This window comes from Williamsia phyllosphaerae (assembly GCF_014635305.1).
Lineage (GTDB): Bacteria > Actinomycetota > Actinomycetes > Mycobacteriales > Mycobacteriaceae > Williamsia_A > Williamsia_A phyllosphaerae.
In genome coordinates, this window is the sequence record NZ_BMCS01000002.1 from 232,963 (window position 1) to 248,839 (window position 15,877).

Genomic DNA, 15,877 nt, shown 5'->3' on the forward strand with positions numbered 1-15,877 from the left:
ACGATCATGCGCGCGAACGCATCTCGCGGATGGCCGGCCGGATGCCCGCGAGTAGGTCCGACGCGCCGATGGGGGCGCCCGCGGAGGTGTCGGCGTCTCCCCGAGCAGCCAGGATCGCGGCGTGTGCGTGGACACGTGCGGCCGACGCGGCGGCGACCCGGGCGGTGAGGCCGGCGGCCAGCAACGCACCGGCCAGCCCCGACAGCACGTCCCCGGCGCCCGCGGTCGCCGCCCAGGACGCGCCCGCGTCGTTGACCAACACCGGCCCGGTACCGTCGGCGACGACGGTGATGCGGCCCTTGAGCAACACGGTCGCACCCAACTGCACCGCGAGGTCGGTGACGGCGGCGACGCGGTCCGAACCCACCTCGGCGCCGGCCAGACGCGCGAACTCGCCCGCGTGCGGGGTGAGCAGAGTGGGTGCGTCTCGCTGCTGCACCCAGTCGAGATGCTCTGCGAGAACGGTCAACCCGTCGGCGTCGACGAGCACCGGCAGATCCGTCGCGAGGATGGCGCGCACCCTCTCGGCGGCCGCGTCGTCGGTGCCCGCGCCGGGTCCGACGACCCAGGCCTGGACGCGCCCCGCGGAGTCCAGGTCAGGTGCGGCGACGACCTCGGGGTGACGCGCGACGATGTCGCCGGCGGCGGAACCGACGTAGCGGACCATGCCCGACGTCGCCGCGACCGCGGCTCCGGTGCAGAGCATGGCGGCACCGGGGAACGTGTCGGACCCGGCGATGATCCCGGTGACCCCCTGCGAGTACTTGTCGTCCGACGGCCCCGGGACCGGCCAGTTCGTGGCGACGTCGTGGTCGTCGAGGGCGACGAGCTGCGCACCGTGGACGTCGATGCCGATGTCGATGCACTCGACCCGACCGCACTGCTCGGCGGCCAGGATGTGTGCTCGGCGCCGGGCGCCGAAGGTGACGGTCACCGCGGCGCGCACCGACGGATCGTTGACGACTCCGGTGTCGGCGTCGACGCCCGACGGGATGTCCACGGCGATGACCGGCGCGGTCACGAGTTCGAAAACTGCCGCGGCCGTGGGGCGCAGCGGCCCGGATCCGCCGAGCCCCACCACCCCGTCGACGACCAGGTCGAGATCATGCGCGACGGCCTCGACGATTCGCCCGCCGGCACGCCGGAACGCGACCAGCCCCGCGGCGTGCGCACGATCGGGCGCGAGGAGCAGGGCGCTGACGGCCACCCCGCGGGCGCGGAGGAACGCACCGGCGAACAGCGCGTCGCCACCGTTGTCGCCGGCCCCGACGACGAGTCCCACGCGCGACCCGTACACGGCACCGCGGCGGGCCCGGAGCTCGACCGCGACCACCCCGGCGAGGCCGGCGGCGGCCCGTCGCATCAGGACACCGGACGCCAGCAGGTCCCCCGTCGCCGCCTCGGCGGCGCGGATCTCGTCGGCGCAGTGGTAGCCGAGCACGGCCCTACTCCACCGTCACGGACTTGGCGAGGTTGCGCGGCTTGTCGACGTCGTAGCCACGCGCCTGGGCGACCGCGGCGGCGAAGACCTGCAGGGGGACGGTGGAGACCAACGGCTGCAGGAGCGTCGGGACCCGTGGGATCTGGATGAGGTGATCGGCGAACGCGCCGACCGCGACGTCGTCGTCCTCGGCGATCACGATGGTCCGTGCGCCGCGGGCCTGGATCTCACGGATGTTGCTGACCATCTTCGAGTGCAGCAGCGGCCGACCACTGGCCGACGGCATCACGATGATGACGGGCAGACCGTCCTCGATCAGCGCGATCGGACCGTGCTTGAGCTCACCGGCGGCGAACCCCTCGGCGTGCATGTAGGCCAGCTCCTTGAGCTTGAGCGCCCCCTCCAGGGCCACCGGGTAGCCGACGTGCCTGCCGATGAACAACACGGTCGGGCTGGTCGCCAGCGAACGGGCCAGCGCACGAACCGGTTCGACGGTGCCGAGCACCTTCTCGACGGCTGCGGGCATGGCCTCGAGCTCGGCGAACTCACGGGCCACCTCGTCGGGGTACTTGGTCCCGCGGGCCTGTGCGAGCGCCAGACCGACGAGGTAGGCGGCGGCGATCTGCGCCAGGAAGCACTTGGTCGACGCGACGCCGATCTCCGGGCCTGCGTGGGTGTAGAGGACGGCGTCGGACTCACGTGGGATCTGCGCACCGTTGGTGTTGCAGATGGCGAGCACGCGGGCCTTCTGCTCCTTGGCGTGTCGCACCGCCTCGAGGGTGTCGGCGGTCTCGCCGGACTGCGAGATGGCGACGACGAGGGTGGATCGGTCGAGAACCGGGTCGCGGTAACGGAACTCGCTGGCCAGTTCGACCTCGACCGGCAGGCGCGTCCAGTGCTCGATCGCGTACTTGGCGAGCAGACCGGCGTGATACGCCGTACCGCAGGCCACGACGAACACCTTGTCGATGTCGCGGAGGTCCTGATCGGTGATGCGTTGCTCGTCGAGGACGATGCGACCGTTCTCGAAGTGACCGACCAGGGTGTCGGCGAGCGCCTGCGGCTGCTCGGCGATCTCCTTGAGCATGAAGAAGTCGTGGCCACCCTTCTCGGCGGCGGCGAGATCCCAGTCGATGTGGAACGGCTTGCCCTCCTGCGGCGTGCCGTCGAACGAGGTGATCGTGTAGTCGTCGGCGGTGATGACGACCACCTGGTCGTGGCCGAGTTCGACCGCCTCGCGGGTGTGCTCGATGAACGCGGCGACATCCGAACCGACGAACATCTCACCGTCGCCGACACCGACGACGAGCGGGGTCGATCGACGCGCGGCGACGATCGTGCCCGGGTGATCGGAGTGGGTGAACACCAGGGTGAACGCGCCCTCGAGTCGCCCCAGGACGGCGTAGGCGCTGGCCACGAAGTCACCGGAGTTCTCGCCGGAGGCGTACTCGAGGTCGAGCATGTGGACCGCGGTCTCGGTGTCGGTGTCGGACTCGAACTCGATCCCGGCCCGCTCGACCTCGGCGCGCAACGCCACGTAGTTCTCGATGATCCCGTTGTGGACGACCGCGAACTTCCCGTCCCGACTGGTGTGGGGATGGGCGTTGCGGTCGGTGGGACGCCCGTGGGTGGCCCAACGGGTGTGTCCCATGCCGCTGGTCCCTGCGAACTCACTGCGTCCGACGGTCGCCAGCTGCTTGTCCAGGTTCTCCAGACGGCCGGCCTTCTTCTCCACGGCGGTGTGACCGTGACCGTCGAGGATGGCGACACCGGCCGAGTCGTACCCGCGGTACTCCATCCGCCGGAGAGCCTCGACGACTATCTCGAGAGCATCCCGGTTTCCCACGTATCCGACGATTCCGCACATTCGTCACAGGGTACTGGGGGTAGGACCGTCCGATCTGCTCCCCTGGTGTCATAGGCTCGTGCAGGTGACCTCGGTGAAGAAGTTGTTCGGGCAGCTACAGCGACGTGGACCACATCGCGTCCTACGCGGTGACATGGCCATCGTCGGTCTGCCCGGGGTGGTCTACACCCCCGAATCCGGTACGAACCTGCCCGGCATAGCCTTCGGCCACGGCTGGCTGACCCGCAGCAAGCAGTACATCGACACCCTCGAGCACCTCGCCTCGTGGGGGATCGTCGTGGCCGTACCCGACACCGAGCGCGGCCCGCTGGCGTCCGATCGCGCGCTCGCGGCCGACCTGGAGACCGCGTTGCAGGTGATCAGCAGCGTGCGCCTGGGCTCCGGCGACATCACGGTGCATCCCGAGCGCCTCGGACTGGCCGGCCACGGGTTGGGCGCGTCCGCCGCGGTGCTCGCCGCGGGCAACTCGTCGCGGGCCGCGGCGCTGGCGGCGCTCTTCCCCGCACCCACCAGCCCGGCGGTGCTGCCCGCCGCCCACCGGGCGCGGGTGCCCGCGCTGATCCTGGCCGCACCGAAGGATCTCGACGGTGTGACGTCCAACGCACTCGCGCTGCGCAACGCCCTGCAAGGCGACGGCGTGTCGCTACGCACCGTTCCCAAGTCCTCCAACCGCGGGCTCGCGGAGGGCTTCAGCATCCGCAAACGCCTCGGTGACGGATCCGACGACAAGAAGACCCAGCGGGCCACCCGCGCGGTGCTCGCCGGGTTCCTGCTGGCCCATCTCGGACCGGACAAGACCTACTCGGACTTCGGCGACCCCTCCACGGCGCTCGGGAAGCTGCAGACCGTCGACCCCGCCACCGCGGAGATCGAGGATCTCGACCCGGTCAGTCGTCTGCTTCGTCGCTGACCGGCTCGCGATCGGTCTCCCCGACGTCGGTACCGGGTCTTCTGCGTCTCGAGTGGGCAGCGCGGAGCTCGGTGAGGTCGGCGACCGCACGGTCGGCGGTCGCCTCGATCTGATCGGCCGGCCTCATCGGTCCCCCGCCAACGCGAGTCCACCACTGTCATCGGGGTCCGGACGACCGCGAGACGGTTCGCGATCACGCTGACGCGGCCCCACCGACGGGACGCCCAGTACCTCGGCAGGGTCCGGCGACGGCGTGTCGGAGGCGTCCGGAGCGCGAACACCCGGCACCGGGGGAACGACCTCCGGCTCGATTAGCCTGACCGACGGTGACGACGGCTCGACGCCGCCCGGAGGCTGCGGCGCCGGGGGAACCGGAGCGACGGCGGTCGGCTCGGACGGATCGGTTGTGCGCGAGGGACGTTCGGTTGCGGGAGCCTCCGGTTCGGCGCGCCTCGGCACCACCGGGGTGATCGCCCGTTCGTCGCCGTCCACCGCATCCGCACCGATCAGGTGGGTCATCACCGCTGACACTCCGCCGGCGACGGCCGTTCCCACCGACGACGCGGCCGCGAGAGCGGCACCGGCGATCGTCGCGCCTGCCGAGATGGCCGCGACCACGACGTCGGTGTCCGGCGCTCCCCGACCGGAACCGGATCCCGGCGTCGGGGTGACGACGATGTCGGTGCGACGGCGCGCGCGGGGGTCCCGACGCGGAGTCGATCGGTGGGTGGACCCCGGGCGGTGCGGCGGGCCGATCTCCCGCGGCGCGGGCAGGGCGCGGAACGACTCGGTGAGAGCGGTCAGGATCGACGCGGCGGCGGCATCGACGACGTCCATGGTGCGGGTGAAGAGTTCGGTCGCGGCGGTGATGTCGGCTCGACAGGGCTCGGGGTCGGCGGCGATGTCCTCGACGCTGATGGTCGACATGGATTGCCCCGCAATGCTGTCGGTACGCAGAATCGCCAGCGTCCGATGCTTCTCCTCCTGCACCCGACCCAGCGCGGTGGCCGCGGCGGCGATGGTCGCCGACACCGTACGGACCCCGTCGGCGACGTCCCGCGCCGACCGGAGATGCGTGCCGACCGCAGCGTCGGCGGCGTCGGCGGCGTCTCCATGCCAGACGTGGGTGAGACCGCGGCGGACGTCGTGGGCGGTGTCGGCCGTACCGCGCAGGGTGACCACGACGTCGTCGAGCATCGCCGCATCGGCGGCGAGCGCGGCCAGGTCGATGCTGTCGGTCGCGGCGAAGCGGGCGGCGATCACCGCGTCCTCGGGCACGACGACGCCGACCTGCGTCGCGATGGCGCGCACGTCGGTGAAGTACTGCAGTCCGGCGAGCGCGGCCGCGCGGGTGGTCACGGCACTCCGTCCGCGGCGCGAATCCCCGTCCCGGCGTCGGCGTCGGTCGCGTGCAGGGCACGTGCGGCCACGTCGAGATGATCGGCCAGTTCTCCGGCGGATCCCGCCAGCGCGTCGACGACGGCACCCAGATCCCGGAAGCCACGCACGTAGGCGACACCGTGCTCACGCAGGTCGGCCGCGACCGAGTGGGGGCCGAAACGCGCCGATTCCGTGTCGACGACGGCCCGACTCAGCTCATCGACGGCTGCGTCGAGACGGTGCCCGACCGCAGCCACCGCCGACGGATCGATCCGTATCCCGTTACCCACACCGAACCCCCTGATCGCGGCGTCATCGTCGGCCACCCTCAGACCATCTGACGCACCGACGACTCGTTCGGTTCCGGTCGTCGACGCCGATATGTCCGTTTCGGGCGACTGATCGGGTCAGATTATCGCGAGGGACGCGACCGCGCCCAGGAGTCCGTCGGGTCGCTCGGATATGGGCAGCGGTTCGACGTGCGCGAACGCACACCCGATCGCACGGGCGCCGCCGTCTGCCTCGACACTGTCGCCGACCATCAGGGCCCGTTCGGGGGCCACACCGAGATCGTCCAGCGCGGCGGTGAAGATGCCTGCGTCCGGTTTGATGATCCCGACCTCGTGGGACAGGGCCCACGCGCCGACGAGGTGGTCCCAGCCGTGCAGGGCGAACACCGCTCGCAGGTCGAAGGCGATGTTGCTGACGATGCCGACCGCGACACCCAGCTCGGACAGCAGCGTGAGCACCTCACCGGTGTCGGGATAGGGCATCCAGGACTCGGGGTCGGCAACCCGCGCGTACAACGACTCCGCATGACCGGGCACCGTCAGACCCGACGCCCGCAGGATCGCGAGATAGGCGGTCCGATGCAGCGTCGGGTCCAGGTCGCGGCGGTACCAGGCGTCGGTCGACTCGGCGTCGAGCTCGGCCGGGAGGCCGGTGGGCGCGGTCATCCGTCGCATGAGCTCCGCCTGCAACGCCCCGTCGATCGGGTTGCCGGACGCGTCGTGCAGCTCGGCGAACCAGTCGTCGCGTTCGGTCAGGCGGAACAGCGTCCCGGAGAAGTCGAACAGGACGGCGTCGAAGTTCAGGTCCGCGTTCACCGGTCCACCGCTCATCGGCCGACCGCGCCGACGATGTCGGCGATCCGCCCGGCGACCTCTTTCGCGTGGGGCTCGGTGGTCGCCTCCACCATCACCCGCACCAACTGTTCGGTCCCCGACGGGCGCAACAGGACCCGGCCCTGCTCCCCCAGCTCGGCCTCGGCGGCGAGCACGGCCTGCTGCACCGACTCGGCGACGGCCACCGAGTGCTTGTCGAGCACCGGCACGTTGATGAGCACCTGCGGCAGCGCGGTGATCACCGACGCCAACTCGGCGAGGGAGCGACCGGTGGTGGCCATCCGCGCCATCAACGCCAGGCCGGTGAGGATGCCGTCGCCGGTGGTCGCGAAGGACGGCAGCACGACGTGACCGGACTGCTCACCGCCGAGGCTGAACGATCCGCTGCGCAGCTCTTCGAGGACGTAGCGGTCACCGACTCCGGTGGTGCGCACCGTGATCCCGGCCGAGCGCATCGCGATGTGCAGGCCGAGGTTGCTCATCACCGTGGCCACGAGGGTGTCCGAGGCGAGCGAGCCGGAGTCCTTCATGGCGAGTGCGAGGACGGCGAGGATCGCGTCGCCGTCGACGACCGCACCGGTGTGGTCGACCGCGAGACACCGATCGGCGTCACCGTCGTGGGCGAGCCCGAGATCGGCTCCGTGTTCGAGGACCGCCGCCGCGACCACGTCGAGATGGGTGGACCCGCAGCGGTCGTTGATGTTGAGACCGTCCGGTGCGGCGTTGATGGCGATGACCCGAGCACCCGCGTCCCGATACGCCTGCGGCGCCGTCGCACTCGCGGCTCCGTGGGCACAGTCGACGACCACGGTGACGCCGTCGAGACGGGTGGGGACGGTCTGGGCGAGATGGGCCAGGTACGGCAACGCGGGATCGACGGCATCGACGACCCGGCCGATGTCCGACCCGACCGGGCCGGTCGCGGTCCACGCCGACGCGGGGTCGGCCATCGCCGACTCGATCTGCGCCTCGAGGTCGTCGGGCAGCTTGTGGCCACCGGCGGCGAAGAGCTTGATGCCGTTGTCCGGCATGGGATTGTGCGAGGCCGAGATCATCACACCGAACGCCGCACCGTGGTGCGCGGTCAGGAACGCGACGCCGGGCGTCGGCAGCACGCCGACCCGCAGTGCGTCGACGCCGGAGGCGGCCAGACCGGCGCAGACGGCGGCCTCGAGCATCTCGCCCGAGGCGCGTGGATCGCGTCCGACGACGGCGACGGCACGACCGTCACCGGCCGACGGCCCCAGGACTCGTGCGGCCGCGCGCGCGATCTCCAGCGCGAGGGCCGGGGTGAGGTCGACGTTCGCGAGTCCGCGAACGCCGTCGGTACCGAAGAGTCGTCCCATCGACGTCGTTCCCCTCATTCGTCTTCGAGGATGCGATCGCACCGGTGCCGGCACCGATGCGATCGTGGTGGCCGTGAACGCAGACGAGCAGGTGTCCAGACGTTCCTGAACACCTGCTCGTTGCCACGACCTACAGCAAGGATCCGCGCGTGAGCGCGTCGATCAGCGCTTCGAGTACTGCGAGGCCTTACGGGCCTTCTTGAGGCCGTACTTCTTGCGCTCCACCGCACGCGGGTCACGCGTGAGGTAGCCGGCCTTCTTCAGGACGCCACGGTCGTCCGGCTGCACCTCGATGAGTGCGCGGGCGATCGCGAGACGCAGCGCGCCTGCCTGTCCGGACGGGCCGCCACCATGCAGCTTGGCGATGATGTCGAAGGACTCTGCACGCTCGACCAGCACCAACGGCGCCTTGATGAGCTGCTGGTGCACCTTGTTCGGGAAGTACGCCTCGAGGCTGCGGCCGTTGAGGGTGAAGCCACCGGTACCCGGCGACACGCGGACGCGGACGACGGCTTCCTTACGACGACCCACGGTCACGATCGGACCGTCGAGCACGATGGGGGCGGCCGGTGCGGCGTACTCGCCGTCATCGGTGGCGGCACCGGTGGTCTCGTCGACCACGTAGTCGTCAGCGGCGACCTCGACCGAATCGGCCGACGTGTCACCGACGGACTCGCCGATGGACTGGGTCTCGACCTCGGGGGTCTCGGTTGCGATGGGCTCGGTCACTGGGACACCTGCTTGATCTCGAAGGGAGCGGGGCTCTGCGCCACGTGCGGATGATCCGGGCCTGCGTAGACCTTGAGCTTGCTGCTCATGGCGCGACCCAGCTTGGTCTTGGGGAGCATGCCGACGACGGCCTTCTCGATCACGCGCGTGGGCTGGGTTGCGAGCAACTCGGCCGTGGTGCGCGAGGAGAGTCCACCCGGGTGACCCGAGTGCCGGTAGTTGAGCTTGCGCTCCGCCTTGTTGCTGGTCAGAACGACCTTCTCGGCGTTGATGATGACGACGAAGTCGCCACCGTCCATGTGGGGGGCGTAGGTCGCCTTGTGCTTGCCGCGCAGCAGCGTGGCGACCTGCACGGCGAGGCGGCCGAGCACCACGTCGGTGGCGTCGATGACGTGCCACGCGTGCGTGATGTCACCGGCCTTGGGGGTATAGGTGGACACAGGTGTGATCCGTTCCGTGTGATCGGGGCTGGTCAGATACGACGGCGGGGCGCTCCCGGCGACCAGTGGGGACCCGGGACCCGGTGTGTGCCGTGTACCAGCGGTCCAGAGTACGTGGCGGGGTCTGACCAGTCAAAATGCTCCAGCGGCGACGTTCAGGGGGCGATCGCGACCGACCGCACGGCCGCCAGACAGTCGGTGTCGACCGACTGGCCCTGACCGCCGTCCTGGCACCCGACACTCACCTGGAGCGCGGACTCGACGACGACGTACCAGCGGATCTGCCCGCCCGAGACGGGTGTCTCGCGATATCCGATCACGTCGCGGTCTCCGTAGCGGGTGCGCGGAGAGAACTCGGTGACCACGTCGGACCCCCGCTGGTCGAGACGGTTGCGCAGGCTCACCGCCACGGTGTCGAGGGTGGAGTCGGTCCGGACCGAGTTCTGGACCAGGATGATCCGACGATCGTCCGAACGCGCCGCGAACGTGGTGAACGGGACGGCGCCGTCGTCGTCGACCGGGTCGCTCGTGCGGCGCCACCCGGCGGGCACGGACATCGACACCCGTCCGACGTCGGCGGTGACCCCGGGCGGGGACGTGGTGGTGTCGGCGGCCTGCCGCTCGTCGTCGGTGTCGGCGCGCCAGGGCGCGATGACGACGCCCGCGACGACGGCGATCAGCACCGCCGTCGCACCGGCGACGACCACGGCCGTCTTCGTCCGGGACCGGGGCGTGACGGATCCGACGGGAGCGCAGGCGAGCGGCGGCGCAGGCAGTCTCGTACCGCCGTACCGGTGCAGCAGGATGCGTTCGACGGCGGCGATGCGGCCGGTCGGCGTGTGATCTTCGAGAAGTCGCAGCGTGGTGGCCACCCGATCGCGGTTGTCTCCGTCGACGAGGATCGCCTCCACGGCGTCGCCGACGAGGGGCTCGAGAACATCGGCGGCCTCCTCGTCGTCGAGCGTCTCGTCGAAGACCGACGTGGCCGCGATCGACCAGTGACTCGCGTCGCGGGTCAGCCGGTGGACGTCGAGGCGACCGTCGTGACATTCCGTGACCACGCACATCTGTGCCGAGGCCTCCATGTGCGACTCCGCGATCGCCACCGCCCGCGGAATCAGCGTGATGGCGACGCCGTCGCCGACGGCCATCCCGATCGACTCGGCGAGCAACGACGTCCGCAGCGTGCCCCACGCACTCGGGTGGGCCAGGGTGATCTCCGGCGCATCGCTCCCGGTCAACACGTCGGCGAACGCCGCCGTCCATGCCTCACGCGCGGACCGGACGACACCGTCGGAGACGACGTGATCGCTGTTGATCGCGTCGACGAGGGCACCGATGCGCAGACCGGGCCGACCGGTCACCTCGAGCCGGGAGTAGGCGATGTCGACCACCGCGGCACGACGTGACGACCGCCCCGCCGCATCCCCGCGCGGCACCGTCACGGTCGACGCCATCGCCGAAGAGATCAGCCCGCGGTGCGGGCGGGACGCAACTCCCGCGGCAGCGCGAAGGTGAGGGTCTCGTTGGCCGTGGTGACCGTCTCGACGGTGCCGTATCCGTGCTCGGCGAGCAGGTCGATGACGCCACGGACCAGGACCTCGGGCACGGACGCCCCGGAGGTGACGCCCACGGTGTCCACGCCCTCGAACCAGGCGGTGTCGATGTCGCGGGCGTAGTCGACGAGGTAGGACGCGCGGGCGCCGGCCTGCAGGGCCACCTCGACCAGGCGCACCGAGTTGGACGAGTTGGTCGAACCCACGACGATGACGAGATCGCAGTGCGGCGCCATCGCCTTGACCGCGACCTGGCGGTTCTGGGTGGCGTAGCAGATGTCGTCGCTGGGCGGGTCCTGCAGCAGCGGGAACCGCTCACGCAGACGCCCCACGGTCTCCATGGTCTCGTCGACCGAGAGCGTGGTCTGCGAGAGCCAGATCACCTTGGACTCGTCGCGCACCTCGACCGCGTCGACGCCGGCCGGGCCGTCGACGAGCTGGATGTGTTCGGGCGCCTCACCCGCGGTGCCCTCCACCTCCTCGTGGCCCTCGTGGCCGATGAGCAGGATGTCGAAGTCGTCGCGGGCGAATCGCTTGGCCTCCTGGTGGACCTTGGTCACCAGGGGGCAGGCGGCGTCGATGGTGCGCAGGTTGCGTGCTGCCGCCGAGGCGTGCACGGCCGGGGAGACGCCGTGGGCGGAGAAGACGACGAGCGCACCCTCGGGCACCTCGTCGGTCTCCTCGACGAAGACCACGCCGCGCTCGGTCAGGGTCTCGACGACGTGCCGGTTGTGCACGATCTCCTTGCGCACGTACACCGGCGCACCGTGCTTCTCCAGGGCGCGCTCCACTGTCTCGATCGCCCGATCGACTCCCGCGCAGTATCCGCGGGGTTCGGCCAGAAGTACTTTTTTGGCGGTCATGGGCACCAGACTACGTGCCTTTCTCACCCCATTTGTGGTGACCACCGCGGCGATGAGGCAGAGTTGACCCATGATTCGCCCACCGTTCGCGGCTCGCGTCGTCACCGGCCTCATCGTGACCGCGCTCGAGGAGACCCGGAAGCTGCCGAGTACCGCCGTCACCCTCCCGATGACCGCAGTCAGCCAGACCCTGCAGGCCGGAATGCGTTTCCAGCAGGGAATCGCCGAGCTGGCCATCAAGGGCGACGAGGTCCTCGACGCGCTGTTCCATCGCGCGCAGGAGGAACCCGAGTGGGCGACCTTCGACGACGATGCGCCCGCGGATGTGACGCACGACCCGAAATCACAGCCGCCGAGTGGCTCGGGATCGGCGTCGGGCACCGCGACGGTGACCCCCATCACGGCTGCGCCGACCGCCACGGCGGCAACCGGGGACACGACCACCCCGAGCGCGACCCCCGGGCACATCCCGACCGCACCGGACGAGCCCACCCCCGCCGACATGCCGTCCGAACAGGCCGACACCGTGGAGCCCACTCCCCCGGTGAAGGCGGCCAAGGCCCCGGCCAAGAAGGCCGCCGCGAAGAAGGCCCCCGCCGCCAAGAAGCCCGCACCCGCGAAGGCTGCGCCCCCGAAGCCGTCGGCGGACGAGTCGGCGAACGGCGACGGCGCGCCGTCGAACACCGGACGTTTTGCGCTCTACAGCTCCGCGCCGGAGAACGTCGTGCGGTCCGACGTCGAGGCGACACCGATTGCGCCGTCCGCGGACGCACCGGAGATCGTCGAGTACCTCGACTACGACGGCCTGACCCTGGCCCAGCTCCGTTCCAAGATCCGCTCCGTCGATCTCGACGACCTGCAGGCGTTGGCCGATTACGAGCGCAGCCATCGCGGCCGTGCCCCGTTCCAGACGATGCTCGACAACCGGATCACGGCCGCGGCAGGCAAGTGAGCGCGTCGATCCACCCCGGATCGCCGCGGTGAGCGGGCCTGGCAAGTCCACGCCGGAGGACCCGTGGCCCGTACGTACGCTCAACACCAAGATCGCCGACTGGATCCACCGTCTCGGTCAGGTCTGGGTCGAGGGTCAGATCACCCAGATCAGTCGACGCGGATCGAAGACCGCGTTCCTGCAGCTTCGTGACCCGTCGGCCGACATCTCCATCTCGGTGACCTGCTCACCTGCTGTGCTCGACCGGTGCGAGGTCCCGCTCACCGAGGGCATCCGCGTGGTGATGGCCGGACGGCCGAGTTTCTACACCGGCCGGGCGACGTTGTCGTTGCGCGTCACCGAGATCCGTCCGATGGGCATCGGCGAGCTGCTCGCGCGGATCGAGCGCCTACGCCGGCTGCTCGCCGCCGAGGGACTGTTCGAACCGGGACTCAAACGTCCGCTTCCCTTCCTGCCGCACGGGGTCGGACTCATCACCGGTCGCTCCAGCGCCGCCGAACGCGACGTCCTCTCGGTCGCGCAGGGACGATGGCCGTCGGTGCGGATCGAGGTCCGCAACACCCCGGTCCAGGGGCCGACCGCGGTCCCGGCGATCCTGCGTGCGCTGGCCGAACTCGAGGCCGATCCGACCGTGTCGGTGATCATCATCGCCCGCGGTGGGGGCAGCGTCGAGGACCTGTTGCCCTTCTCCGACGAGGCACTGCTGCGCGCGGTGTCACAGGCCCGGACGCCGGTGGTCTCGGCGATCGGGCACGAACCTGACCACCCGTTGCTCGACCTGGTCGCCGACCTGCGGGCCGCGACCCCGACCGACGCCGCCAAGCGCGTGGTCCCCGACGTCGCCGCCGAGTTGGCGCTGATCGCCGAGCTCCGCGCGAGAACGGCGGGCGCACTGCGCAACTGGGTGTCACGCGAGCACCGGGGGTTGCTCGGTCTGCGCGCCCGACCGGTGTTGGCCGACCCGCTGCGGATGATCGACGAGCGCACCGAGTCCCTCGACCGAACCCTGCGCGAGGTGCGTCGAGAGGTGGCACGCTTCGTCGGACACGAGGAGCACCGCGTCGAGAGCCTGGCCGCACGCCTGTCCACGCTGGGTCCCGCGCAGACGCTGGCCCGCGGATACGCGGTGGTGCAGCGGATACACGGCGACGATCCACCCGAGGTGGTCGCGTCCGTGGGCGACATGCCCATCGGGTCGCAGCTGCGAGTACGAGTCGCCGACGGCGCCATGCGCGCCGCGGTGATGGGCACCGACAAGAAGAGGGATGCATAGATGGCCACCCGCAAGACCGACGCCGACACCGAGGAGCCCTCGGTCGACGAGCTCGGCTACGAGCAGGCCCGCGACGAGCTGGTCGCGGTCGTCCGCACGCTGGAGCAGGGCGGGCTCGACCTCGACGCGTCCCTGACCCTGTGGGAGCGCGGCGAGGCGTTGGCGCGCCGGTGTGAGGAACATCTCGAGGGTGCGCGCAGGCGTATCGAGACCGCGCTCGGCGATGTCGACGCGGACACCGACGGCGTGATCGTCGACGACGATGACGACGGCGACCTCGACGAGGACACCGGGGACTGAGTCCCGCCCTCTAGCCCGTGGGAACCGGACGGTCGCGTTGCGGCGTCAGCACCTTGGCCGACGTCACCGCGGACGCCATCGTCTGGAAGTCGCTCTCGTTTGCCTTGCTGTACAGCGCGACACGAGTCTCCCGGGTGTCGGTCACCCATACGGATTTGCCGTCGTCGGCGGCGTACCGAACCCACTGTGCGCCACCGACCTCGATGATCCCGCGGCCCAGGACCTGACCGGCGCTGAGGTATCCGACGAGGGAGTCCTCGGTCGCGTCGGTCTGGCTGAGCTGCATGTACACCCCGTCGCCGGTGAGGTAGCCGGCGTTGCTGACGGTCTTGCCGTCGATCCCGCCCCGGCTACCGGAATTGGGCTTCCAGCCGGCCGGGGTCTCGGGGAGTCGGATCGGGAACGACATGGTCTGGGCATCGGCGGTGAGGCCGGCGGTCACGTCGTAGGCGGGCGTCTTGTCGTCCCGGGCCCCGCCGGTCAGACCGACCGAACAGTTCCCGGAGACGACGGCGATCACCGCACAGATCGCGATGAGCGGGATCAGCGACCAGATCATGTCTTTGTGATCGGTCAGTATCCGGGGTTTGGCAGCCACGACACCAGTATCCACGCACGCCCGTGAAAGGATGATCACCACACCCGCCGTGGGCTCCCACCACGCGCGACCGAGCACTGGAGGCCTCCATGTCCGACCCCGTCCGCTCCCCGCAAGCCCCGGATCGAAATCTGGCGATGGAGCTGGTCCGGGTGACCGAGGCGGCGGCGCTCGCGGCCGGACGCTGGGTCGGGCGCGGTGACAAGAACGGCGGCGACGGCGCGGCGGTCGACGCCATGCGTCAGCTGCTGTCGACGGTGTCGATGCGTGGCGTCGTGGTCATCGGCGAGGGCGAGAAGGACGAGGCCCCGATGCTCTACAACGGCGAGGAGGTCGGCAACGGCGAGGGCCCCGAGGTCGACGTCGCCGTCGACCCCATCGACGGCACCACCCTGATGGCCGAGGGCCGCCCGAACTCCATCGCCGTGATCGCGGTGTCCGAGCGCGGCACGATGTACGACCCGTCCGCGGTGTTCTACATGGAGAAGATCGCCGTCGGCCCCGAGGCCGCGGGCGCCATCGACATCGACCAGTCGGTCGAGTGGAACGTGACGTCGGTGGCCAAGGCGAAGAACATCGCCGTCGCCGACACCACCGTCGTCGTGCTCGACCGTCCCCGTCACGCCGATCTGATCGGCGAGATCCGCGCTGCGGGCGCCAAGGTGCGGCTCATCTCCGACGGTGACGTCGCCGGTGCGATCGCCGCCGCGCAGGCGGAGAGCTCGGTGGACATGCTGATGGGCATCGGTGGCACGCCCGAGGGCATCATCACCGCCGTCGCGATGAAGTGCATGGGCGGCGAGATCCAGGGCAAACTGTGGCCGCAGACCGAGGCCGAGCGCCAGAAGGCGCTCGACGCCGGCCTCGAACTCGACCAGAAGCTGACCACCAACGACCTGGTCAAGGGCGAGAACATGTTCTTCTGCGCCACCGGCGTCACCAACGGCGACATGCTGCGCGGCGTGAGCTACCGCTCGACCGGCGCCACCACCCGCTCGCTGGTGATGCGGTCGAAGTCCGGGACGATCCGACGGATCGAGGGCTTCCACCAGGTGGACAAGCTGCGTGAATTCGCGACCATCGACTTCGGTTAAGGTC

16 protein-coding genes are annotated in these 15,877 nt (G+C 70.4%); 5 read left to right on the forward strand and 11 right to left on the reverse strand.

Annotation, left to right across the window (positions count from 1 at the left end; genetic code table 11):
* Positions 1-4: 4 nt before the first annotated feature.
* Together IEV93_RS14985 and glmS are read right to left on the reverse strand one after the other, a co-directional pair.
* Complete coding sequence (locus tag IEV93_RS14985) at positions 5-1,441, reverse strand: NAD(P)H-hydrate dehydratase (protein WP_229705208.1); 1,437 nt, start codon at positions 1,439-1,441, stop codon at positions 5-7.
* A 4-nt stretch (positions 1,442-1,445) separates the two neighbouring features.
* Positions 1,446-3,308: a glutamine--fructose-6-phosphate transaminase (isomerizing) gene (glmS, locus tag IEV93_RS14990; protein WP_188490793.1), complete on the reverse strand. Its 1,863-nt coding sequence runs from the start codon at positions 3,306-3,308 to the stop codon at positions 1,446-1,448.
* Between the two features lie 64 nt (positions 3,309-3,372).
* On the opposite strand from glmS, the gene IEV93_RS14995 reads away from it, so the two are divergent.
* A complete protein-coding gene (locus IEV93_RS14995) occupies positions 3,373-4,218 on the forward strand; it encodes a dienelactone hydrolase family protein (RefSeq protein ID WP_188490794.1) in 846 nt (281 codons plus the stop codon).
* Positions 4,219-4,341: 123 nt separating this feature from the next.
* Here the strand turns inward: IEV93_RS14995 and IEV93_RS15000 are convergent, their stop codons facing one another.
* The 8 genes from IEV93_RS15000 to IEV93_RS15035 form a co-directional block, all read right to left on the reverse strand.
* Entirely contained in the window at positions 4,342-5,577 is a 1,236-nt protein-coding gene (locus tag IEV93_RS15000) for a hypothetical protein (RefSeq protein WP_188490795.1), read from the reverse strand.
* Positions 5,574-5,924, reverse strand: coding sequence for a hypothetical protein (locus IEV93_RS15005; RefSeq protein WP_188490796.1), 351 nt, complete (start codon positions 5,922-5,924; stop codon positions 5,574-5,576). Before IEV93_RS15005 ends, IEV93_RS15000 begins: the two co-directional genes overlap by 4 nt.
* Before the next feature lie 81 nt (positions 5,925-6,005).
* Positions 6,006-6,719 (reverse strand): HAD family hydrolase, encoded by a 714-nt coding sequence (locus IEV93_RS15010; protein WP_188490797.1) that lies wholly within the window; start codon positions 6,717-6,719, stop codon positions 6,006-6,008.
* On the reverse strand, positions 6,716-8,068 hold the full coding sequence (glmM, locus tag IEV93_RS15015) for a phosphoglucosamine mutase (protein WP_188490798.1): 1,353 nt from the start codon (positions 8,066-8,068) through the stop codon (positions 6,716-6,718). The genes IEV93_RS15010 and glmM overlap by 4 nt, the downstream gene beginning before the upstream one ends.
* Positions 8,069-8,230: 162 nt before the next feature.
* Entirely contained in the window at positions 8,231-8,749 is a 519-nt protein-coding gene (gene rpsI, locus IEV93_RS15020; protein WP_188491600.1) for a 30S ribosomal protein S9, read from the reverse strand.
* Between the two features lie 44 nt (positions 8,750-8,793).
* Positions 8,794-9,237, reverse strand: coding sequence for a 50S ribosomal protein L13 (rplM, locus tag IEV93_RS15025; RefSeq protein ID WP_188490799.1), 444 nt, complete (start codon positions 9,235-9,237; stop codon positions 8,794-8,796).
* Positions 9,238-9,392: 155 nt separating this feature from the next.
* Entirely contained in the window at positions 9,393-10,694 is a 1,302-nt protein-coding gene (locus tag IEV93_RS15030; RefSeq protein ID WP_188490800.1) for a type VII secretion-associated protein, read from the reverse strand.
* Between the two features lie 11 nt (positions 10,695-10,705).
* Positions 10,706-11,656: a 4-hydroxy-3-methylbut-2-enyl diphosphate reductase gene (locus IEV93_RS15035; RefSeq protein ID WP_229705210.1), complete on the reverse strand. Its 951-nt coding sequence runs from the start codon at positions 11,654-11,656 to the stop codon at positions 10,706-10,708.
* A 70-nt stretch (positions 11,657-11,726) separates the two neighbouring features.
* Here IEV93_RS15035 and IEV93_RS15040 point away from each other — a divergent pair, with 70 nt between their 5' ends.
* Genes IEV93_RS15040 through IEV93_RS15050 form a run of 3 tightly spaced genes read left to right on the forward strand, consistent with a single transcriptional unit; the run spans position 11,727 to position 14,181 of the window.
* On the forward strand, positions 11,727-12,608 hold the full coding sequence (locus IEV93_RS15040; protein WP_188490802.1) for a lipid droplet-associated protein: 882 nt from the start codon (positions 11,727-11,729) through the stop codon (positions 12,606-12,608).
* A gap of 19 nt (positions 12,609-12,627) precedes the next feature.
* Positions 12,628-13,881: an exodeoxyribonuclease VII large subunit gene (gene xseA / locus IEV93_RS15045; protein WP_371873862.1), complete on the forward strand. Its 1,254-nt coding sequence runs from the start codon at positions 12,628-12,630 to the stop codon at positions 13,879-13,881.
* On the forward strand, positions 13,882-14,181 hold the full coding sequence (locus IEV93_RS15050) for an exodeoxyribonuclease VII small subunit (RefSeq protein ID WP_188490804.1): 300 nt from the start codon (positions 13,882-13,884) through the stop codon (positions 14,179-14,181).
* Positions 14,182-14,191: 10 nt separating this feature from the next.
* On the opposite strand, the gene IEV93_RS15055 is transcribed toward IEV93_RS15050, so the two are convergent.
* Positions 14,192-14,779 carry a DUF4245 domain-containing protein gene (locus IEV93_RS15055; protein ID WP_188490805.1) on the reverse strand — a complete coding sequence of 196 codons (588 nt, stop codon included), beginning with the start codon at positions 14,777-14,779 and terminating at the stop codon, positions 14,192-14,194.
* A gap of 89 nt (positions 14,780-14,868) precedes the next feature.
* Between IEV93_RS15055 and glpX the strand changes: the two genes are divergently transcribed.
* Entirely contained in the window at positions 14,869-15,873 is a 1,005-nt protein-coding gene (gene glpX, locus IEV93_RS15060; protein WP_188490806.1) for a class II fructose-bisphosphatase, read from the forward strand.
* Positions 15,874-15,877 lie beyond the last annotated feature (4 nt).